Origin of the sequence: Chitinophaga sancti (assembly GCF_034087045.1) — a bacterium.
Classification (GTDB): Bacteria; Bacteroidota; Bacteroidia; order Chitinophagales; family Chitinophagaceae; genus Chitinophaga; species Chitinophaga sancti_B.
In genome coordinates this window covers 1888640-1911321 of the sequence record NZ_CP139247.1, presented here as the reverse complement: position 1 = coordinate 1911321, position 22682 = coordinate 1888640, and the positions used below count along the sequence as shown (strand labels likewise).

The window sequence follows — 22682 nt, the reverse complement described above, 5'->3', positions numbered from 1 at the left end:
TGCTTTTTAACAAAATGTGAAAGTTCCCCCGCCACCCGCCACCAAGGTTGGTATTAAAATCAAACTTCCTTACTTTTGGCCCTGTTTATGTTCGTATACAATTTTACCGTTGCCTCTTTATTCATTAAAACGGATCATCCATGCCATCACCCATATTCATATCCTTACTTGAAAGCAGCCGTCTGGAACAGCAACAAATCAGTATCTACATCACCCACGCCACACTACAAGGTGTTGTGAGTAACCTGTATCCGGAAGCCGTAGAGTTAAGAACCCATGATGGCAAAAGATGCGTCGTTGCCTTGGACAAGATCGAGGCGATCAGCACATTGTAAGCCCACTTTTATACCAGCATATCTTTAATTGAAAATAGTATGGACAAAACCCAACAATCCCTACCGGGACTGATCAGACAAGTACTGGGTAGCCTTTACGCAGAAACAGTGATCAAAGCACAGATACTACAGCTGGCCAAAAGCCACCTGCACGAACCAGAAGTCATCACCGCCCTGCTACAGGTATTACCTGATGTCAAAGACAAAAGATTACGGGATGAAGTTATGTTCTTCCTTACTTCGTTGAACACCTCCCGCTTTCCGGAACCACGTGTCCTCTTCGATGCCCTCCTTCAGTTCTTCAGACAGGAAAAGGAAAGAGATACCCGCGTTGCCCTCTTATTCAGACTACAGGAAAGTATTCACCAGGACCAGCAACTGGTAGACTTCTTCATCGAACTCTCTGCCACCCCTCACCTCAGTGAACCCGAAATGGTCGCCATCCAGGATACCCTGGCCAACCTGCCACTTATCACTGAAGATATGGCCGTTGCCGCACTGGAAAAACATCGTAACTCTCCTACCCTGCTGCAATCTCAAGCACTCACGCTGGCAGAGAAATGCACCCGCTGGGGCGATCAACTCTTTGCTGCGGCACAACCTTACCTCGATATTAAAAATGATCCGGACATCCGCATACGCGTCATGCGCCGTCTCGCTGATAATAAACAAATGAGCGATGCACAGCTCATTACTTTAGCAACAGCACTGCCTCAAACGGGAACTAATGGCATCCGCTACGATCTGCTGGAACTCATCAAACCCGCCATGCGTATTCCGGAAATCAGGCTAGCCGTGGCCAACGCCTTCGCTGCCAATCCTTCTGTATACGACGATGGAGAATTTGCTGCCATCACCGATATGCTGGCCCCTTACATGGGCAGAGATATGCACATCAGCAATATCATGCTGGAAAGCATCAAAGACCTCCCGGTTGCCGAACATAGAAAAAAGGTACTCTCGCTCGTTACCAGCCGCCTGAAAACTGAACAGATCCTCGATCCGCTTTTACTCCTCTTCTCCCGCGAAAGGGACGAAAGCATACGCGAAGTATTGTTCAACCAGGTGAAAGCTCTTTCTGTAGCACGTCATCCACAGCTGGTAGATGTATTTGCCACAGAACTCACAGAACCTGGTTCTCCGTTCAGGGTGACCTGTGCCGGTCTGCTGGCCAATGTTGCCGGGATCTATCCACAGGTGGTCCCTGCACTCGAAGATGTACTGCTCTACGATACAGACAGAGAACTCCTGCGCCTGTGCCTCGATGGCTACCTGCACCCCGGCATTACCCACCACTTCGATGTACTGCTGGCCGTAGTACGCAATGAACTAATTGATACACTCTCCAGGCAAAAAGCCCTGGATGCTATTGTTAAACTGGATCTGGACGCAACTCAGCAACAAACACTTACTGACGCCCTTTCCGGTATTAAACCCAACGTATTAAAATATGAGTAAGATCACTGACGAGATCAGGGAAAGACGGGCTGCACATATCTCCCAAACCTTAATGATGCTGGATATGGTACCCCTCTCTGATACTGATACAAAATATTCTCTATTGTCCGGCGCCTCCCGTTATCTACATGACCCCGCCATTGCTGAGAAATGGTTGTCGCTCATTGCCACCGAAACGGATACCATCCTGAAAGCAGATATGATCCGTCAACTGGCAGGCACCGGCCTTCGCCAACTAAACAATACCACAGCGCTGATCGATATTATGATCGCCTCGCTGGCACAGGATGAGTCACGCGACCTGATCCTGCCTATATTAGGCCGATTGTCCATCACTGATCAAACAGCAAGACAATACCTGATTCAATTCTATAAACAACAGGAGAATGCAGACACCAGCCGCCTCATTCTCTCCTGGTTATTAATACCTGTAGACGCCAGTCCAGATGACATCGCTTTCTATAAAGAGATCATGCATCAGGCAGGGGAAAACGATAAACTGGTAATTGTAAACAGGCTCCTATTGCAGGATTCACTGGACATCGCCACAATCGCATCCCTATTAACACCTGATGAACCCATTGCCATCAGGGAAATGGTACTTAGTTTCTGCTTTGACCGCTCCTTCGTACCTGTAGCTGCTTTATTAGCACTACTAAAAACAGATACCACCCCCTTTATCCGTATCTGGTGTATACAATTACTGGCCGTACATGGCATAGATAGTACTGAACTGACAGATGCCATCCTGCATGCCTATACACAAGATCCTGACCAAAGTGTAAAGCAGGCTGCATTAAGAGTATTTGAATACAGCCTGCAGCTTACCCCTGCTATCATTGAGCACCTGTGTACACAACTCGCTACCGCTCAAAACCTACAACTGTTATATCTCTTAGCTGCTTACACAGCTAAAAATGAAACGCTCGTAAATGCACTGCTGGCACTGTCCTCGCAAAACATCAGGGCACATCTGGCAGTGGCCATTTACAATATTCTTGGTAAACTTATTGCACAGCGCCCGGCACTCTTCGAACGCTTTGTACAGGCTTACGAACAGGAACAAAAAGAAGAATGCCGCACTGCTATTCTCCAGGCCATTACAAACTTTACACCTAATGATGATAGCCTGAACAGTTTTTACAGCAAAGCATTGCAGGCTCCATCTCCTGCTATCAGAGAAGCAGGGATCAAAGGTATCCTGCTTATTCCACTGACCAAGGCGAATATCGAAGTCGTAGCTGCTGCCGCTCCTGTTTTGTTACACACACAACTGAACAGAGAACTGCGTCGCCTGCTGGCGAAGAAGATCAGTACGATCCCGCAACTCAGTCCTGCTACCGTGAAGGTTTTCAGCCACCTTGCAGATCATGAACAGGATCAAACGATGAAGGATATCTGCACACAGGTACTGGAAAATGCCATTTCACAGGCAGGCAGCTCCAATATCAACTGGGAGCAATGGTTGCACAAGGCTGATGTGGAGCATAACTTCTCCGGTATCTTCCCACATATCTGGATGTATTATGGTGAAAACCCGGAAATGGCCAACCGTATACTCTGGGCTGCCCTTACACCGGGTAACAGCAGTAGCCTGTACCAGGAAGGCGTATCTGATATTGAAATACTCCGCTTCCTCGCCATACACAAAGGCATGGATGATAACCTGAGCAGATATGCACTCACTCAGCTATTGACCATTGACCTCGGCAATGAATCAAAGTTCAATCACTACCTGCTGGCACTGAAAACGAATCCTGCATTCGCTGAACTCCGGGAAGGACTGTGGCAAATATTGGAAAAGAGAGGCAGATACGTTAACCAGATTTTACTGCACGAGGTTTTACAACCCACTGAAACCGAATTCAGGCAGCAGATCGAAAAACAACAAACCCCTGCCGGCATGCTGCCATACATCAGTTATCTACAGGCAAACTGTAGCTGGGCACCCGTTCCGGAATTGCTGCAAGCCATCATGGCCAAACCATTTGTACCACAGGAGAATGACGTGATGCGTGCTATGAAAGATGCCTGCCGCAATGCATGCATGGATGTAGAAGACTTACAACGCAGTACGACAAATGATGAAGGACCTGGATTTGCTGATTAACCTAAACTAATTTTAAAGATGTCAGAAGCACTTGCTTTATTCGATATATTAATTTCTGCAGAACGATCAGAACACGAAAGACTGGAAGCACTCGATAGCCTGCAACCTTTTCTTGAAACTGACGAAGCAGTAGAAAAACTGGCAGCAGCAGCCAGAGAGGAGAATACCCTTTCTGTACGTGCACGTATGCTGGAATCGTTATGCGCCATCCCCGTTACCCGCCTGAGCCAACGGGAATCACTGATTGATATCCTGAGCTGGTTTGCCTGCCTGGAGCCGGAAAGGCCATTGCGCCTGCTGGCGATTGAGACCATCAGCCAGCTCGCTGCTCATCTGGATAGTGTACAGGAAATACTCGCCGATACACTGGTCAATGACCTCGATCCAATCATTCAACAAGTGTGCATAAATGGTCTCTTACACACTGTTAATAAATCTGCGGATACAATTTCTACAGTGAGTGAGTTTATTGCACTGGCTCCCGCCAGCGTAAAACCTGCTTTGCTGGAATTAATAAAACAGTTCCCGACAGATGCAGCAGCTACTTTAGCTTTGCAGTTCCTCTCTCCACTAGAGCATAGAACTACAAGACTGGTAGCCATCGGGTTCTTAGCCGGATTAACAGCGCCTTCCGCTACAGTGATTGAACATCTTGCAGCGCGATTCATGTCAGAAACTGATCTGTATGTAAGAGCAGCCATCATTCAACTATTATCAAACCTGCGGGAAATAGACACCACTTTATTCAGTGGCATCTTCTCCGCTTTACAAAAAGCACCTGATCAGCCGGAACTGCTGGCATTGATCAGAGACAGGCTGGTAGCTCATCCAGAGTTGCAAACGGAATTAACACAACTGTTTGCACAAACACCTTCTGCTGGTTTGAAAATACGCGTGCTGGCTTTATTAGAACATGCTGAAATACCAGACCTGTTGATCACGGCGCTAAACGAGCAAAACCCTTATGTAAGAGAAGCAGCTATTCCATATCTTCAGAAGCAATTCGTACAGCACCAGGTCAAACTGGAACCCGCACTGGCAGTAGCCATCAAACAGGAACCCCTGCTTGCGCTACGTAGTGCGTTCATAAATATCCTCTTAAATACCGGCCGTAAATCAGCAACCACTTTACAGGTAGTCACCGGCCTCGCTGTCACTGAAACAGACCATTACCTGAAAACACAGCTGATTAATGCCGTGCTGGAAGTACCCGTTACTCCCGCTAATAAAGAGGCATTATTACAACTGTTCAGAGAAGTACTGGAATCCAACTGGTATCCTGACCAAACACGAAACGCAGTCATAGAGCGGCTCAAAACCTTCTCCTACAGCGACTCTCCTGATCTGAAACGTAGTCTGGGGTTACTACTGGAACAATCCAAAGATATCCGCGAACTGGCAGCTACCTACACTTTGCTCAAAACACTGGAAGTAGATTTCAGCCAGATAGCACCCGCGATCACCACTTCATTGTACAGACATATTGCCTACTATCCACAGTCTCCGCTGGATGAGTGGGTTCAGCTGCTTGGTAAACTAGCAGCTACAGATGCCAATGTCAGAGCCCAACTTCCACATATCGTATCGCTCACAAAAGCAAACTGGCTGCTGAGTGACACTGACAAGAGTGACCAAACCGGTGTTTTCCTCCCTGCCTTCAGGCAAACCATGATGAAGAAAAATGGGATGCAATCCTTCATGGAAGCAGAAAGAATGCTACAGGATGCCTGGCAGAACAGGACTATCAGGAAAGCAGAAGTGATCGAACTCTATAAGCTGCTTTTGAGCATGCCTAAACCCGGTGGTATTCTCCACCAGTTATTACAGATCATGCAGACAGGCAAACTGGTTACATCAGAACTGGTGCAGATCAGTCTTGACTACCTGCAAAATGCTTCTGATAAGGATGCACAATACATGGTACGGAAATATCTCGAAGGAACAGGTTTCATAGAACCTGAATACCGGGCACAACTGAACCGCTTATTCACCCCTGAGAATTATGCACAGCATATAAAATTCAGTATGCCTACACTCCATTCAAAGAGACGATATGCTACCTTGAATGACTGGGAATACCAGGGATGGGCTGCCTTGTATAGCCAATGGCCTATAGCAGAACTGCTCTTTGCACTTGAACCGGAAGATCTGATCACACAGGTATTTACCAACATCCCTGACTCCAACAGTCCAGAGGCGACTTTACCTTATGTAGTATTGGAACACCTGTTCAGACAGGCAGGTGGTAAATGGGCAAGGTCTATTTACAGCGACCCGCAAAAACTACAATCGTTTATAACCCTCCTCTATAATAATATACAGCAATTGCCGGAAGGGAATGCACTCAGAGATAGAATGGTGTATTTGTTCTGGAAAAAGTGGAACGATTATGCAAGACAAGGCACACCTACGCAGGAGCTTACAGTAGCCGCTGCAAACGTATACATAGAGGTGTGCAAAGTGGTAAAACGACTGGAACCCGCATTTGCAGGAAAACAATTCCCACTTGTATTGAGTAAGATGGATAAAGAAACCGTAAAACAACAATGGCCCTGGTCCCCCGAATTGTGGGAACTATTGGCACCTAAACTATAAAAATAAAAAACGCTTTTGCCACAAACCGGCAAAAGCGTTTTTTATGCAAATGCAAAATGAAATCTATTTACCCGACCGGAAATAACAATGTAAACACTGCACCCTCCTCCGGCTTTCCCTCTGCCGTTATCACCCCGTTATGATTATCCATTATCTTCTTACAAATCGCCAATCCTATCCCCGTTCCCTCAAACTGGTTCCGCACATGTAAGCACTGAAACACCTGGAAGATCCGCTCACTAAACTGCGGATCAAACCCAATCCCATTATCGGCAATCGTAAACTTATGATAAGGTACTCCTCCTACCAACGTATACACATTATCCTCCATCTTTACCCTGATAAGAGGCTTCACCCCCTTTCTCGAAAATTTCAACGCATTGGTCAGCAAATTCATAAACAGTTGCTCTATCTGGAAAGGAATTGCCGACAACACCGGCAACAAATCATATTCTATTACCGCCTCTTTCTTATCTATCTGATCACTCAACTGCTCCTTCACTCTCATCAACACCTTGTTCAGATCCACATACTCAAACAACTGCTCCCCATTATTACTCGTCCTCGAAAACGATAACAGGTCTTCTATCAGCTGCCGCATTCGCTGCGCCGCCGCCTGCATACGGGAAAAGTAATCCTTCCCTTTTTCTGTGATGTTCTTAAACTCCGTTTCCAATAACCGGCTTGCAAATGTCTGGATCTTCCTCAACGGCTCCTGCAGGTCATGACTTGCCACATATGCAAACTGTGCCAACTCTTCATTCGATTTCCTCAGCTCATCATTGGATCGCTGTAAGGCCTTCGTTCTCTCCTGCACCTCTGCTTCCAGCTTATCTATAAACATTTTGCCTTCATGAATATCCGTCGTAGATCCTACCCACATATTCACATTACCTTCCGCATCTTTCTGGGGCACCGTCCGTGTCAGGTGCCAGCGATAAGTACCATCTGCTTTTCTCATTCTATGCTCTATCTGGTACTCAACTCCTTTACTCACCGCCTCCTGCCATATAGGTAAGTTCTTCATCAGGTCCTCCGGATGTATCACATTAAACCAACCTATCCCATTCAACTCCTCCAGTGTCATGCCTGTAAACTCAAAATACTTCTTGCTGGCATAATTCAATTTGCCTTCCGGATCAGTGGTCCAGATCATCTGTGACAGCGTATCACCCAATACCCTAAATCGTTCCTCTGACAGTCGGAGTGCCATCTCTTGCTCTTTTCGCTCTGTCACATCAGACACTGTGGCCATGATGGCATAAACATTCTTTTCCAGGTCAAACAAGGGCTTATATTCAAAATCCAGGTAAAACCGCCTCATGCCATCCGGACCATCTACATAAGCGATCGCTTCTTTTTCCTGGTAGGCAATCCCACTATTGTACACCTGTTGTAATAACTCAGGAAACTTCTGCCCTGTCAGTTCAGGGAACACATCCAGCAGGTTCAAACCCATTACCTGGGCAGATGTTCTGCGCCACATTGTCTGTAGCATGGTATTATTTGCCATATCAATCATCATCTCCCTTCCTTTGAAAATAGCCATGGCAATAGGCGATTGCATCACAAGATTGCGAAACTGGTTCTCGCTTTCCATCAGGGAGTGCTTGGCTGCTACCGCTGCTGTCACATCTGTCGCAGCCACCATCACGCCATCAATTTCCCCGGTACTATTCTTCAGTGGTTGGTAGACGAAGTTGAAATACACCATCTCCGGCACCCCATATCTGTACAGAATAACAGGAAACTCATTTCCATAGTGCGGAGTAACGGTATCCCAAACATTGTCCAGCAACGGCTTTACCGATTCCTTTACTTCCGGCAATACGTCGTAGAGCGACCTGCCTACCACTGCTTCCACAGGACGGGTGATCAGTTCCAGGTACATAGCATTCGCCATTTCAAACACCATATTCCGACCTCTGAAAATAGCAATACCTACCGGAGCCTGCTCCACGCTTTCTCTGAAACGGCTCTCGTTGTTAATTGCTTTTTTTGTCGTCTCGACCCGGATTTGTTCATCCAGATTTTGCACGGATTGACGTAATGCCAGTAATTCTTGTAAGTGTTGTTCTATATTTTCCACGACAGGAGCGTCGTTTTTTTCTGATGATAAAAGTTGTTGTTCAATAATGGATAGCAAACCTACCAGTTTATCGGCAATCGCTTCCATCTCTGTCAGCCCATTCCTGGCGGCTTCTTCATTACCACTTTCATATAAACCAATCAGTTTTTTTGCACAGATATGGATGTCTGTATGCACCTGTTCCAACTGCTGCATTTCTTCAATATGACTGTAGCGTTGTAATGCATGCTCGTACATCCACACACCCAATGCACATTCGTGTTCGGATAAAAGTGGAGCGGTATCTATTGCTGCTCCGTAAACGAGAGATCGTAACTGCGTTTTAAATTGCAGATGCCTCGTTCTTGCCTGGTCAAATTCAAGCCTGGTCAAATTCATTGTCATCGCCGATTGTAAGCGTTGTTTTCTTAAAAGGAAATAAAGAATTTATCCCGTTTAGGGTATCTTTCATTGGTATCCCAATCAATAGACAACATTTCTGCTATTGCTTTCATAAGTTCCGAAAAGGAAGATGGCTTCCTGATATATCGGTTAGCTCCTGAAATGTACACCTGTTCTATAAATTCCGGTTGTGATGAGGTAGAAAAGATAATTACGGGAATGGACTTGAGACGCTGATCTGTCCTGATTTCCCTGAGACATTCAAAACCATTTTTACGTGGCATATTCAAGTCCAGGAAGATCATGTCAGGAGGCGGGGGAACGCGATCGTCCAACATATCCATGAGTTCTTTGCCATCAGAGATTGTAGTCAGAATAATATCATCCGCGACCTCTTTCAGAGCGTCTTCAAAAAGCAGACAATCGTCGGCGTCGTCATCGGCTAAAAATATATTCTTTCCACTTTTTGACATCGTCTTACATTTATCACTGAAACAAATACTTAGACAAAACCATGTGCTTTTATAGGTCAATAGGGATGGCGTATGTACGCATGTTATTTAAACTTACGCAAAATACACCAAAAGCCCCAGTGAATTTTTATTAAGTTCCAGTATTTAATGATATTATAATCATTTCCACTTGTACATTTCATCGCTTCTCTCGTCTTTCCTTTCCGGAACATCTTTTGCTCTCGTCTTACGGGCAAATTATCTTTAACTTTAAGTTATGGTAAACATTTCCACTGAATGGCTACAATCAGTCGAGGCGTTCAAAGACGTACCCGTCGAACAACTTAAATGGCTGGCTGAAAACAGCGAATCCAAAACGCTTCTACCAGGGGATTTCATGTTCAAAACAGGCGCCCCCCTCGATGCTACCTACATCCTTATTTCAGGAAAGCTCCGCCTGTACTACCTGCAGAACAACGATCCCGTCGAAATTACCGTCATGGAAGCAGGTACTATCAGTGGCTACCTCCCCTTCTCCCGCGGTATGACAGCGACCATCTACAGCGAAGCAGTAGAGGAATCACAACTCATGTGTTTCCCTATCGAAAAGATCGATGCCATGATCCATACCCAGTTTGAACTCACCCAGGCATTAGTGCATGTGATGACAAACAGGGTCAGGGAATATACCACCATGATGCGTCAGAATGAAAAGATGATGGCATTGGGCAAGCTCTCCGCCGGTCTGGCACATGAACTGAACAACCCCGCAGCCGCCATTGTTCGGGGCGCCTCCTCTTTAAGAAAACACCTGCAACTCATGCCGGATACCTTCCAGGAGATCATGGCTATACAGATGACCCCGGAAGATGTCACTTTTGTAAAAGAGAAAATGTTCGCCATCCTCAAATCTACCGACAGACCCAAACTTACCATGATGGAAAGAGGTGCAAAGGAAGATGACATGGTGGACTGGCTGGATGACCACGATGTGGCCAATGGTGTGGAAATAGCAGAAAATTTCGTGGAATTCGGCATTACCATCGACATACTGGAAGAATTCAAATCACATATGTCGCCAGGTTCACTATCGGCTGTCCTCAACTGGATCGACAAAAACCTCGTCACCGAAAGGATGGTGCTGGACATCGAAGAAGCTTCTGCCCGCATCGTAAAACTGGTCAGCTCTGTGAAGACCTTTACCCACATGGACCAATCCCATGATAAAAGACTCACAGATATTCATGATGGTATCCGGAATACGCTCAACATCATGGAGTACAAACTCCGCAAAGGACATGTACACCTCATCGAAAACTACGATACTTCTCTCCCGCCTGTCAGCATCATGATCGGGGAAATGAACCAGGTATGGACCAACCTGATCGATAATGCAGTAGATGCTATGCAGGGCAGGGAAAACAGTACCCTCGAAATAAAAACAGAGAAAGATGGCACCTGTGTAAAGGTCTCTATCATCGACAACGGGCCCGGTATTCCTGAGAATATCCAGTCCAGGATCTTTGACCCCTTCTTTACTACCAAAGAAATTGGTAAAGGTACCGGACTCGGTCTGGACATTTCCTGCCAGATCGTGAAGCAACATCATGGAAATATTAAAGTAAATTCAGTCCCGGGGAAAACACTATTTTCTGTGTTGATTCCAATCCATTAATTCACTAAAAAAACGGTGCGCTTATGCCAGATAAAGACACTGAGAAAAATACGAATCAACCTATTATTCTTTGTATTGACGATGATCCGCATGTTTTGCGGGCGATTGTGCGTGACTTGAAAAACAAGTATAGACAGCATTATAAGATCATCAGTACCACCGATGTGCAGGAAGCGCTCAATAGCCTGCTGGAACTGAAGAACAAAGGGGAAACCATCGCCATGTTCATCAGCGATCAGCGCATGCCGGTGATGGATGGGGTGACTTTCCTTGAAAAGGCGATCAAATTTTACCCGGATGCAAAAAGGGTATTGCTCACGGCTTACTCTGATACGGATGCAGCTATTAAAGCCATCAATACTGTACAACTGGATTACTATCTGGTTAAGCCATGGGATCCGCCAGAAGACAAACTCTACCCTGTGATAGATGATCTGCTGGATGACTGGAAAAGTGATTATCACCCGGAATTCAAAGGCATCAAGGTCGTTGGGTACCAGTACTCCCGCACCTGCCATGCCATTAAAGATTTTCTGGCAGGGAACCTCATTCCTTATAAATGGCTGGATATACATACCAACCAGGAAGGTTGTAACCTGCTTGCCCTGAATAAACTGGATGAAAAGGATGTACCTGTGATCTTCTTCGAAGATGGCACTTTCCTCTCCAATCCTTCTATACAGGACACTGCCCGCAAAGTAGGCCTGAATCCACAGATCAAGCATGAGGTATACGATGTAGTGATTATTGGTGCAGGACCTGCAGGTTTAGCAGCGGGTGTGTATGGCGCTTCTGAAGGATTGAAAACACTGCTGATAGAGAAACGTGCCCCCGGCGGACAGGCAGGCACCAGTTCCAGAATTGAAAACTACTTAGGTTTTCCAAAGGGATTGAGTGGTGCTGATCTGGCCCGCAGAGCCATCTCTCAGGCACAACGTTTAGGAACAGAGTTCATCACCCCACAGTCTGTGAAAGCCATTGAGCAAACAGGTGGATACAATAAGATCATCATGGAAGACGACACATTTGTAAACAGCCGGAGTGTGGTAATTACCACAGGTGTGGATTACCGCACACTGGATACAAAGGGTGTAGCTGATTTTACAGGTGCCGGTATTTATTATGGTGCTGCTATGACAGAGGCCCCTGCCTGCAAAGATAAAGATGTGTTCATAGTAGGTGGCGGTAACTCTGCCGGACAGGCAGCTATGTATCTTTCCAAGTTTGCAAGGAATGTGAATATCCTCATTCGCAGAGAAGATTTGTCCAGTACTATGTCTGCCTACCTTATAGACAGGATCGTGGAAACGGATAATATTCATGTACGCCCATTTGCTGAAGTGGTGGAAGCCAGAGGATCTGACAGACTGGAATGCCTGATTATTTCCAACACCAAAACAGGTGAGCAGACACAGGAACATGCAGATGGATTGTACATCTTTATTGGTGCGAAACCATTTACAGAGTGGCTGGAAATGAATATCATCAAGAACGATAAAGGCTTTATAGAAACGGGTCGGGACCTGTTCACGCACCCTGAGTTTGAGCAGATCTGGAAACAGCAGAGAGATCCTTATCTGTTGGAAACCAGTTGTCCGGGCATTTTTGCAGCCGGCGATGTAAGGGCAAATGCCATGAACAGGGTGGCGGCAGCTGTAGGCGAAGGGTCTATGGCCATCAGTTTTGTACACAAATACCTCGCAGAGGTGAAATAAATAACTATGTCAGAAATTTGTTCACATATTACAGCGATCAAAACACTCAAAGTTGATGAGGAGCATGTATGCGAAGAGTGCGTAAAAATAGGTTCGGACTGGGTGCACCTTCGTACCTGTCAGACCTGCGGCGCAACTTTATGTTGCGACCAGTCGCCGGAGAAGCATATGACGAAGCATTTTCATAAAACACAACATCCGGTGGTGATCTCGGCAGAGCCGGGAGAGAGATGGTTGTGGTGTTATGTGGATGAACAGTTTGTTGATTATTAAATAGCATTTTCCGGCTAACCGATGAATACCTGATAGCCTTCCCAGCCGGCCGCAGGCCATACCCCTTGCGAAAAAATCGATTTTACCTTCGGTAAAATCGATTTTTTCGTGGTTTTGTTTTCCTACATTTGCCTGCCCCATCAGGGAATGTAATTTATGAAGGTTTGCATTGCAGAAAAACCCAGTGTCGCCCGCGACATCGCTGAAGTAATCGGCGCTAAAACACGCAAAGATGGATACTATGAAGGAAACGGGTACCAGGTCACCTGGACCTTCGGGCACTTCTGTACCCTCAAAGAACCCCACGATTACACCGAGCAATGGAAATTCTGGCGACTGGAAGATCTACCCATGATCCCCTCCCACTTCGGTATTAAACTCATATCTAACAGTGGGGTAGAAAAGCAATTCAAAGTCATCGAAACCTTAGTGCAAGCCTGTGATGAGGTGATCAACTGCGGGGATGCCGGGCAGGAAGGAGAACTCATTCAACGTTGGGTATTACTCAAAGCCCAATGTTCCGCACCTGTGAAAAGGCTGTGGATTTCCTCCCTGACAGAACAAGCCATCCGCGATGGTTTCCAGAAACTCAAAGACGCTAACCAGTACGATAACTTATACGCAGCAGGTAGTGCCCGCGCTATTGGCGACTGGCTACTGGGTATGAACGCCACCCGCCTCTTTACCAAGAAGTTTGCCATCGGCAAAACCGTCTTGTCCATAGGCCGTGTGCAAACCCCTACCCTCGCCATGATCGTACAAAGACAAAAGGAAATTAACGCCTTCGTATCAGAAGAATACTGGGAGCTCAAAACCATCTATCGCGACACAGAATTCACGGCCACTATTGACCGTATCAAAAACCTGGATAGAGCCAATAAGGGATTGGAATACCTGAAACAACATCCTTTCGAAATCACAAGTTTCGAAAAGAAGGAAGGAAAAGAAGGTAACCCTCGTTTATTTGACCTGACAGGTTTGCAGGTAGAAGCCAACAAGAAATTCGCATTCACTGCAGACGATACCTTAAAATATATCCAGAGCCTGTACGAAAAAAAACTGGTCACCTACCCAAGAGTGGATACCACCTACCTCTCTGAAGATCTCCATCCAAAAGTTGAAGGGATCTTACAGGACCTGAAACCATACGCCAACCTGACGGCCCCTATACTGGCGAAACCGATCCCCAAACTTAAAACCGTCTTTGACGATAAAAAGGTAACGGATCACCATGCCATCATTCCTACGGGTGAATATCCCAGCAATCTTCCGCTGGAAGAAAAGCGCATTTACGACCTGGTGGCCAGACGCTTTATCGCTGCCTTCTACCCGGAATGTAAGATTTCGAACACCACCGTATTGGGTGTAGTAGGCCAGGTTGAATTCAAGGTGACAGGTAAACAGATATTGGAACCCGGCTGGAAAGAAGTGTATGCCAATGATGCACCCGCTCCAAAAGAAACCAAAGACGGCAAAGAAGAAATCGAGGAAAAAGTACTGCCCGTATTTGTAGTGGGTGAAAGCGGTCCTCATACTCCAAGGGTACACCAGGGTAAAACCACGCCTCCAAAAGCATTTACGGAAGCCACCTTGCTCCGTGCTATGGAAACCGCCGGTAAGCAGGTAGACGACGAAGAAATGAGAGAACTAATGAAGGACAACGGTATCGGCCGTCCTTCTACCCGTGCGAATATCATCGAAACCCTGTTCAGACGTAAATACATAGAGAAGAGAAAGAAGAACCTGTTCGCTACCCAAACCGGTATGGACCTGATCGATACCATTACTTCCGACCTGCTGAAAAGTGCAGAGCTGACTGGTCAATGGGAGCGGAAATTAAGACAGATAGAAAAAGGGGAATACCAGCTGGATACCTTTAAACAGGAACTGATCCAGATGGTGGTGGACCTGACACAAGAAGTGAAGAACGCCTCTTACAAAACAATTGTAGCTGTGCAAACGCCAGCGCCCGCACCAGCAACGGCGCCTGAAAAAGAAGATAAACCTAAAAAAGCACCTAAACCCAAACAGGAAATTTCCAGCATGCAATGCCCCAAATGTAAAGAGCATCCTTTACTCAAAGGGAATGCAGCGTATGGGTGTTCCAACTTTAAAGTATGCGGATTCAAGGTTCCTTTTGAAACCCATGGGAAGAAACTATCAGATAAACAAATGATTGATCTGCTGACCAAAGGGAAAACCACTAAATTAAAAGGACTGAAATTACCTGATGGCACAACGGCAGAGGGTAAGTTGGTACTGAATGCAGAATTTGGTATTTCAGTAGAAAATTAACCTATTTTCACATTACAATTTTAAACTATGCAAACCTCAATTAAGGCCAGGTTCTGGCGTCTCTTCCGCTGGGGAGCGGGAGTATTCTGTGTGCTATTTATTTTCAGATTGATTTATGGATATGTCGCGTCAAACACGAATAGTACCGGGGATTATTATGAGAATTACTTTGATCAGGTGAATGGACTGAGAAAGAATTATGCCACATCTAAAATGAAAATGGCTCCTACAGCAGGCCCACAACCGGATTTTTCCACTAATCAAAAGTATGAGAAAACCGCAGTGGTAAGAACGACCACCAGTAACTTTCCAAAGGACGAAGAAAATGTGCGAAAGAAAATAGAATCCTACAAAGCCATGATCCAATATGAAAAAGCATTAGGGAGAAAAGGTGACCGGGAGTTGCATTTGATGATTGGCGTGAATCCTGAAACGTTTGATTCGTTCTATCATGAGATACAGGGTATTGGTGTCATCAGGTCTATGTCAATTACGAAAGTTGATAAAACGAATGAGTATAGACAACTGAATGCGCAGAAAGTTTCTTTAGAAAAAACTGTTGCATCATTAGAAGCGTTGAAAAAACAACCCGGTACGAACCAGGAATTGTTACCTATTTATGATAGACAATTGGAATTGGAAGACAGGTTGCAAAACCTCGGTGTTGATTTAGGAAATTTCAATACAGAAAATGAATTCTGTACAGTTAAGTTGTCATTGTATGAAGGTGCGACTGCTCAATCTATCTCATTTATCCACAGGTTGAAAATTGCTTTGCAATGGACCATCCACTACTTTGCTTATACAGTCATTGGCTTTACGGTTTTATCAATCTTTGTTTTTGTATTGTTACTGATAATAGACAAACTAAATATTCTTGGTTTATTTAAGTAAAAAAGAAGTTGTATCAATAATAAATAAACCTCTCAAAATTACTTAATAGACTACCCCACCTCCACCAGGAACCCGAATTAAAAGAGGCCGTATCAAAGTATGATACGGCCTCTCCTTTTAAATTTTCAGGAACAATTTATTCCTGTACAAAACATACAACAAACATAACTGTACAAACGTCACTGACATTGCCGCAAACACCGGCTGCCACAATAACGGCGCATATTGTATTACCCCATTAAACACAAACCCTGCAGTATATCTAAAATCTACCATCCCCTCTGCCGCCATATAGATCAGGATTGAATTCGTACCAATAATCACAAATGGGAATGCCCATTTCCTAAATCCCCACACATCTATTATCAGATAAAACACTGCCAGGAACAACAAGCTAAAACCACCTGCATACAATACAAAAGAACTCGTCCACAGTCGCTTATTAATAGGGAAACTGAAACCCCATACATATCCTAACAACACCAACACCGCTCCAAAGACAAATATCATTACACCTTTTCTCAACGGCGTTTGCACCCCTCTCTGTATAAAAGTTCCTGCCAGCGTGCCTAACAGCGCCGTCCCGATCGCCGGCAATGTTGACAACACACCCTCCGGATCATGCACCTTATCATGCAACCTCCCTGGCACTAACACCCTATCAATATAAGACTCCAACGATCCATCCATCGTCAATACCCCCGCTCCATACCCCGGCACCGGCACCCACATCATCAATGCCCAATATCCCAACAGTATCCCAACTAACCAATACACCTGTCCCTTCACAGAAAAGTTCAAACTAATCAATCCTGCAAAGAACCACGCCAATCCTATCCTTCCCAACACACTTGGAAATCTTGTATTCTCCAATCCATTAAACTTCAATAACCCATTCACGATAAAACCCAATACCACCAATATCAAAGCCCGCTTCAGCATTACCTTATAGAGCTTCCGCTTCTCCTCGCCGGGCAATAAATAAGTATACTTTACACCCGCCACATCCATCTTCTTTTGCAACGACAATGGCATCGTCACCCCGGCTATAAACAGGAACAACGGAAATATCATATCATAAAAAGTAAACCCATTCCACTCCGTATGATTCAACTGTGCTGACATCCATTCTACCGGCGCCCACTTCATGGCCTTCGCCATTGTATGAATAATATGCTCCCCACTCATAATCCAGAACATATCAAACCCTCTCAGTGCGTCCAATGACTGCAATCGTTGATTATCTTTCATAAGCTGCAACTATTAGGTCATGATATTTTGTATACATCTGCAGTGATACCACGACCGGATCGCCACTGGTAGTCAAAGGATAGTTCTTCTGTGTCTTTACAAACTGCCACTCCCACTGACTGATCTTCTTATCAAACGCTTTGAAATCCGGTCGTTCCTCCGTCATCAGGTAATCAAAGAACTGCTCCCAGCGTGCCTTGTAAAAATCCTTGAGCAACCCACTCCATTGCCTGTTTGCATATTCATGCAATGGACTCTCCGCATCTCCCCACAAGGTGATCAGGTCACGGGCATTCTGTTCGTACAGCGCCTTTTCTGCAGGAGTAGTACCCCAGTTGCGCGCACTCGCAATCCATGGTCCTAACAGAAAATCTTTTTTCGTAGCTAATAAGCGATCCATATCATCTATCAATTCCAGATATGCTTTGCTATATTTATGAAACCCGGCCATATTGCGTGCCTTATAAGCGCTCACAAACTGCTGTTGCAAAGGCGTGGCATAGTTCGCCATCACCTGTCTTGTCACATCTACCAGGTCATACGTAAATCCATCCGTACGCACGCCTTTCTTAGCAGCCTGTATGAATAAGTCCCATGCAGGAACCAGGTCCAATGGCGCATAGTTCAGCTTAGTTCTTGTCCATATGGTAGTACTATCAAATGTAGGTCTGCCGGTAATGATCGACTCTGCTCCATCGCGTATCGTCTGTCCATTATAAGCCGTCTTTCTCAATACCTGCCATGCCTGTACCAAAGCATCATTATCCACACCATAACGGTTACGTGCATATTTTTTCAGCCACTCATCCAGCTGTATAGGGTCTGTTTGCCAGGTATGCTGCATGGTCAGTTCATAGATCACCGGATTATTCTCTATCGCTTCCATGGTCAATCCAATCCCTTTCAGGTTCTTTGAATTCGGATCCTGCAATGCCAGTGCGGGTCCTGCCGCTACACCTTCCAAACGACCAAACAGGTTCACATTGCCACCGAAGTTGTTCAGCTGGTTCCAGATCCATGGCTTGCCATAGAATGCATCTGTTCTTTTCCATACTGGTTCAATCTCTGCGGCCAGGTCTAACAGGATCATTTTATTATCCGGCACTGCTTTCAACAGCGCTTCGATCTGTGGAGCCTTCCAGAACTTACGATCACTATAAAACAGCCATCCCTGCATGACCCACACCGCACTGGTATCCGCCTGTCTCATGCCCTCATAAATCCGTGCACTTAATTTAGAGAGGAACTCCGGATCATCAGAAGGGGGTTCATTCTCATTGAATGTATCTGCTGAATACAAATGATCTGTTCCAAACAGCTTTGTCTGTGTTTCTAAAAACTGCTTACCAATTTTTGCAAACAAAGGATCTTCTGAATCTAAGATGTAGGTATCTGCAAAACCATTATTCCAGTTCGTCGCTTTCAGTTTTGCCTGAGGATATTTCTCTTTGAAGGCTGCCGGTACATGTCCTGTAAATGCAGGTAATACGGGTGTCATTCCTAACTCACGTTCCTGCTTTACGATTTGTTGTTGCAAGGTCTTATGACTCTTCATCCAGCTAAGAGGCAACGGGCCACCCCAGCCATCTAAGTTACCCATCCAGAACCAGGAGAAGTAAGCCGGGCCACAAAAGAACCCTTCCAGCTCTTTGTCTGTAAAGCCCATTTGTTTATACACCTCATACCAGGTATACTCTTCCCCTGTAATGGCCAGCGGCATATTGATACCATGCATCGCCATCCAGTCGATCTCCTTTTGCCAGCGCTTCCAATCCCACCAGCTCATGCTGTAGTTGAATGTGCAATAGTTCAGGTAATAACGATATTGATAAGGTGTGGTTTTCTTTACGGTAGCTACCGGCATTGGCAATTTTGCCGGTAGTTTCAGATGTGTACCATTCCAGGTGATCTGGCAATGGCAATATTCAGTCAGGTAATAATACAGGGCAGAAGCAACTGCAACTCCATTATTCCCTTTTAACAAGATCTTTCCCTGGTATGGTGTAATCTCAAATACATCTTTTGCTTCGGAAGCAGGCAATTCACCTACCTCAAAAGAAGCTGCCTGTGTAGGCAAAACACGTTTAATGAGTGCAAGTGCTGCCGGCTTATTCAATTGTGCCGACACAGACGAGTGTGCAAACATGACAAACCCACAGATAGTAAATACCCTCCTAAAAACTTTCATAGACCCTGTTTTCTTATTATTTGTGTATACGCAATAATACTGCACTATGTGGTTGTACAGTCTGCTTTATCATAACTTTGGTTGTTCCCTGTTCTTTTCCATAGATCTTTAGCCTGCCAGCTCCTTTTATAACTGAATATCCAGTACTTTCTTATTAATCAGTAATTTATTAATAATATCTATATTCTCCGGCATATTTCCTCTCATCATAAACGGAGATTGGAACATACACCATAAAGTAACGTGGGTACGGTGCTCACCACCATGACCAGTAATACATAACGGAAATTCATTGCATAATAGTTTAGGATAAATATATAATATAAGTGTCACAAAGACAACCTTTATACCCACAGAGATCCTGCTATCCTTCAATCGTGCACTAAACCCCTGAATTTATTATCAAATCGCTGGTCCTGATCAAAGTTTAATGCTGACCGTTGTGGAGGATTTTGTTTTTAAAAGAGAATCCTCTATCTTCACAAAATACTTGACATATCAAGTATTTTACAACTAAATACTATGACTACCATTAGTCCATCATTAAAGCTCATACTCAACCTCTCGAAGGCCCATGTGATTCTTTCCAGAAGATTAGAAACCCGGCTATCCGGCCATGGAATTGGCTATACCGACTTTGCCATCCTTTTGATATTACACGAAGCACCGGGGCAAAAGCTTCGCCGTGTGGACCTTGCCGAGAAAGTAGGTTTTACTGCCTCCGGCGTTACCCGCATGCTGATACCCTTAGAGAAAATAGGTCTTGTACAGCGGGAGGCTTATGAAAGAGATGCCCGTGTTAGTTATGTAGGTTTGACCGACATAGGTAAACAGATCTTTGAAGAAGCCCTTGCTTCTGCCGAAGTTGTAGCCCAGGACATTTTCTCTACAGATACCATCACCACTGCCAAAGCCAAAAAACTGGATGCTTTTTCTGACATGCTCACAGAACTTGGCGGCAACATTATTTAATTGTATGCACAACTCCTTACTTTCCATTTTGCCCCCGCACAAGCTGAAGGCGGTAGAAACTGCCCTGCAGCAAACCTTTGGAACATCCACTGTAGAAGCCATTGAACTCATGACAAGGGGACTATCGCCCGCTTTAGTGTATAAGATCCAGGTAAACGGGCAGGCCTATATCTTAAGGCTTGTTATGGCCATCAATGAACTGATTGACCCTGCACGTGAATACGCCTGTCTGCGTGCTGCGGCGGATGCTGGTATTGCACCAGCCGTATTATATGCTGATGCAAATGCTGCGGTGTCCATTTGCCGGTTTATTGCAGGACCTCCTATATGGGTAGGTCTGCCGGAAAAAGATGTGCAGCTGAAAAGCATTGCTGAAAAGGTAAAGGCGATTCATGCCCTCCCACTCTTTCCGCCATTGATCAATTTTCTCGAGGGGATGACGCATTTCAGGGATCGTTTTCTGGAAATGAATATGTTTCCGGAAAGTGCCACTGCAGAGCATTTCGCACACTTTGACCAGATAAAAAGTATTTATCCCATCAACGAAGAACTCGTGTCTTCACACAATGACCTGAATCCTGCTAATATACTTTTTGATGGAGAAAGGATCTGGCTCATCGACTGGGAAGCGAGTTTTAAAAATGACCGATATGTAGATCTGGCAATAGTGGCCTTGTATTTTGCAGCAAATGAACAGCATATCGATACATTCCTGACTGCTTATTTTGGGGAGACGCCTACTGCGTTGCAAAAGGCAAAGTTCTACCTGATGAGACAAGTAGTGTTCCTGTATTATGGTACGATCTTCTTAAGAATGGCAGCGGAAATGAAGGAGACACATGATCAGGATATGAAAGTACCTACGTTACTCGAAGTGAAAAAGATGATGAGTAAGGGAGAGGTGAACTTAGGAAGCTATAAAGGAAAGATATTGTATGGGAAGATGCTGATGCAGGAGGCATTAACTGAAATGAAACGCCCAGCATTTGAACAGGCGCTTTCTTTATTAAATTAAAACTGCAAATAAACGGGGCCGTGTCTTACTTAAGATACGGCCCCGTTTTATTCGGATACCCAATGGAGATAGGTAGTCCTTTAAGCACTTCTGAGGAGGTTTATTAATTTTTGATACACTCTCTTTTATTTGGTCGCTTATGGCCTGCGGCCGGCCAAATGCCATATTTTTTATCACGGATTTGTAGACCAGATACCCGCCTCCTTCACAAACACTCTCCTGTTCAGCTTCAGCTGACTTACAATCAACTCCGCAAAATCTTCTGCCTGCATCACCTTCTCAGGATTACCATCAGTCAGTTTCAGATCAATCGCCATATCAGTTGCAATAGTGCTGGGTGTTAACGTCGTCACACGGATGTTAGACTTACGCACTTCCTGCATCAGTGATTCAGACATACCAATCAAACCAAACTTCGATGCGCTGTAAGCACTGGTCACTGCAGCCCCATTCTTACCAGCTGTAGAAGAGATATTTACGATATCTCCTGTCTGGCGGGACAGCATACCAGGCAAAACCGCGCGTACAGTGTAGTAAGCACCGAACAGGTTTACCTTCACAATATTCTCCCACTCTTCTGGTGACAGATCCAGGAATTTACCAAACTTACCCACACCGGCGTTGTTGATCAGTATATCGATCGTACCCAGTTCTGCAGTCAGTTTAGCAATCGCAGTTTCTACTGCCTGTCTGTCTGCTACGTCAGCCGTAGCATATACAATCTTTACACCTGTACCTGCCAGTTCAGCAGCAACTGACTGTAAATCTTTTTCTGTACGTGCAATTAGTGCCAGGTTCACACCTTCTGCTGCCAACTGTTGAGCCACTGCCTTCCCGATCCCCTTACCTGCGCCTGTGATCAACGCATTTTTACCTTTTAATGATTCCATAAGTTAGCTGATTTTTATTGTTGCAAATATAAGCTCACCCACACGAAAAAATCGCTTCAGCCGAAGGCTGAAGCGATTTTTTCGCCTTTGCCCG

At 45.2% G+C, this 22682-nt stretch carries 17 protein-coding genes; 11 read left to right on the top strand and 6 right to left on the bottom strand.

Translation table 11 applies throughout. From position 1 onward, the window contains the following. The first annotated feature begins 140 nt into the window (after positions 1 to 140). From SIO70_RS08035 to SIO70_RS08020, 4 genes are read left to right on the top strand one after another with little or no spacing between them, the layout of a single operon-like run. On the top strand, positions 141 to 335 hold the full coding sequence (locus SIO70_RS08035) for a hypothetical protein (protein WP_320580418.1): 195 nt from the start codon (positions 141 to 143) through the stop codon (positions 333 to 335). A 39-nt stretch (positions 336 to 374) separates the two neighbouring features. Next, entirely contained in the window at positions 375 to 1793 is a 1419-nt protein-coding gene (locus SIO70_RS08030) for a hypothetical protein (protein ID WP_320580417.1), read from the top strand. Further along, positions 1786 to 3903, top strand: a complete 2118-nt coding sequence (locus SIO70_RS08025; RefSeq protein ID WP_320580416.1) for a hypothetical protein — start codon at positions 1786 to 1788, stop codon at positions 3901 to 3903. The genes SIO70_RS08030 and SIO70_RS08025 overlap by 8 nt, the downstream gene beginning before the upstream one ends. A gap of 18 nt (positions 3904 to 3921) precedes the next feature. Continuing rightward, positions 3922 to 6498, top strand: a complete 2577-nt coding sequence (locus tag SIO70_RS08020) for a hypothetical protein (RefSeq protein WP_320580415.1) — start codon at positions 3922 to 3924, stop codon at positions 6496 to 6498. Between the two features lie 67 nt (positions 6499 to 6565). Here SIO70_RS08020 and SIO70_RS08015 read toward each other — a convergent pair whose 3' ends face one another. Together SIO70_RS08015 and SIO70_RS08010 are read right to left on the bottom strand one after the other, a co-directional pair. Next, complete coding sequence (locus tag SIO70_RS08015; RefSeq protein ID WP_320580414.1) at positions 6566 to 8965, bottom strand: PAS domain-containing protein; 2400 nt, start codon at positions 8963 to 8965, stop codon at positions 6566 to 6568. A gap of 29 nt (positions 8966 to 8994) precedes the next feature. Continuing rightward, positions 8995 to 9441, bottom strand: coding sequence for a response regulator (locus SIO70_RS08010; protein ID WP_320580413.1), 447 nt, complete (start codon positions 9439 to 9441; stop codon positions 8995 to 8997). 256 nt (positions 9442 to 9697) lie between these two features. On the opposite strand from SIO70_RS08010, the gene SIO70_RS08005 reads away from it, so the two are divergent. The 5 genes from SIO70_RS08005 (at position 9698) to SIO70_RS07985 (ending at position 16272) form a co-directional block, all read left to right on the top strand. Further along, a complete protein-coding gene (locus tag SIO70_RS08005) occupies positions 9698 to 11095 on the top strand; it encodes an ATP-binding protein (RefSeq protein ID WP_320580412.1) in 1398 nt (465 codons plus the stop codon). 23 nt (positions 11096 to 11118) lie between these two features. Further along, on the top strand, positions 11119 to 12810 hold the full coding sequence (locus SIO70_RS08000) for an FAD-dependent oxidoreductase (protein WP_320580411.1): 1692 nt from the start codon (positions 11119 to 11121) through the stop codon (positions 12808 to 12810). A gap of 6 nt (positions 12811 to 12816) precedes the next feature. After that, entirely contained in the window at positions 12817 to 13083 is a 267-nt protein-coding gene (locus tag SIO70_RS07995) for a UBP-type zinc finger domain-containing protein (RefSeq protein WP_320580410.1), read from the top strand. 156 nt (positions 13084 to 13239) lie between these two features. Then, positions 13240 to 15378 carry a DNA topoisomerase 3 gene (locus SIO70_RS07990; RefSeq protein WP_320580409.1) on the top strand — a complete coding sequence of 713 codons (2139 nt, stop codon included), beginning with the start codon at positions 13240 to 13242 and terminating at the stop codon, positions 15376 to 15378. 27 nt (positions 15379 to 15405) lie between these two features. After that, positions 15406 to 16272, top strand: coding sequence for a DUF4349 domain-containing protein (locus SIO70_RS07985; RefSeq protein ID WP_320580408.1), 867 nt, complete (start codon positions 15406 to 15408; stop codon positions 16270 to 16272). Between the two features lie 117 nt (positions 16273 to 16389). Here the strand turns inward: SIO70_RS07985 and SIO70_RS07980 are convergent, their stop codons facing one another. The 3 genes from SIO70_RS07980 to SIO70_RS07970 all read right to left on the bottom strand — a co-directional run bounded on the left by SIO70_RS07980 (position 16390) and on the right by SIO70_RS07970 (position 20044). Next, positions 16390 to 17523, bottom strand: coding sequence for an acyltransferase family protein (locus tag SIO70_RS07980; protein ID WP_320580407.1), 1134 nt, complete (start codon positions 17521 to 17523; stop codon positions 16390 to 16392). Continuing rightward, a complete protein-coding gene (locus SIO70_RS07975; protein WP_320580406.1) occupies positions 17513 to 19711 on the bottom strand; it encodes an alpha-N-acetylglucosaminidase in 2199 nt (732 codons plus the stop codon). The genes SIO70_RS07980 and SIO70_RS07975 overlap by 11 nt, the downstream gene beginning before the upstream one ends. A gap of 126 nt (positions 19712 to 19837) precedes the next feature. Beyond that, a complete protein-coding gene (locus tag SIO70_RS07970) occupies positions 19838 to 20044 on the bottom strand; it encodes a hypothetical protein (protein WP_320580405.1) in 207 nt (68 codons plus the stop codon). Positions 20045 to 20233: 189 nt separating this feature from the next. Here SIO70_RS07970 and SIO70_RS07965 point away from each other — a divergent pair, with 189 nt between their 5' ends. Both SIO70_RS07965 and SIO70_RS07960 read left to right on the top strand, forming a co-directional pair. Continuing rightward, positions 20234 to 20683, top strand: a complete 450-nt coding sequence (locus tag SIO70_RS07965) for a MarR family winged helix-turn-helix transcriptional regulator (protein WP_320580404.1) — start codon at positions 20234 to 20236, stop codon at positions 20681 to 20683. Positions 20684 to 20687: 4 nt separating this feature from the next. Next, positions 20688 to 21698, top strand: coding sequence for a phosphotransferase (locus SIO70_RS07960; protein WP_320580403.1), 1011 nt, complete (start codon positions 20688 to 20690; stop codon positions 21696 to 21698). Between the two features lie 173 nt (positions 21699 to 21871). Here SIO70_RS07960 and SIO70_RS07955 read toward each other — a convergent pair whose 3' ends face one another. Beyond that, a complete protein-coding gene (locus tag SIO70_RS07955; RefSeq protein WP_320580402.1) occupies positions 21872 to 22588 on the bottom strand; it encodes a 3-ketoacyl-ACP reductase in 717 nt (238 codons plus the stop codon). Positions 22589 to 22682: the final 94 nt, after the last annotated feature.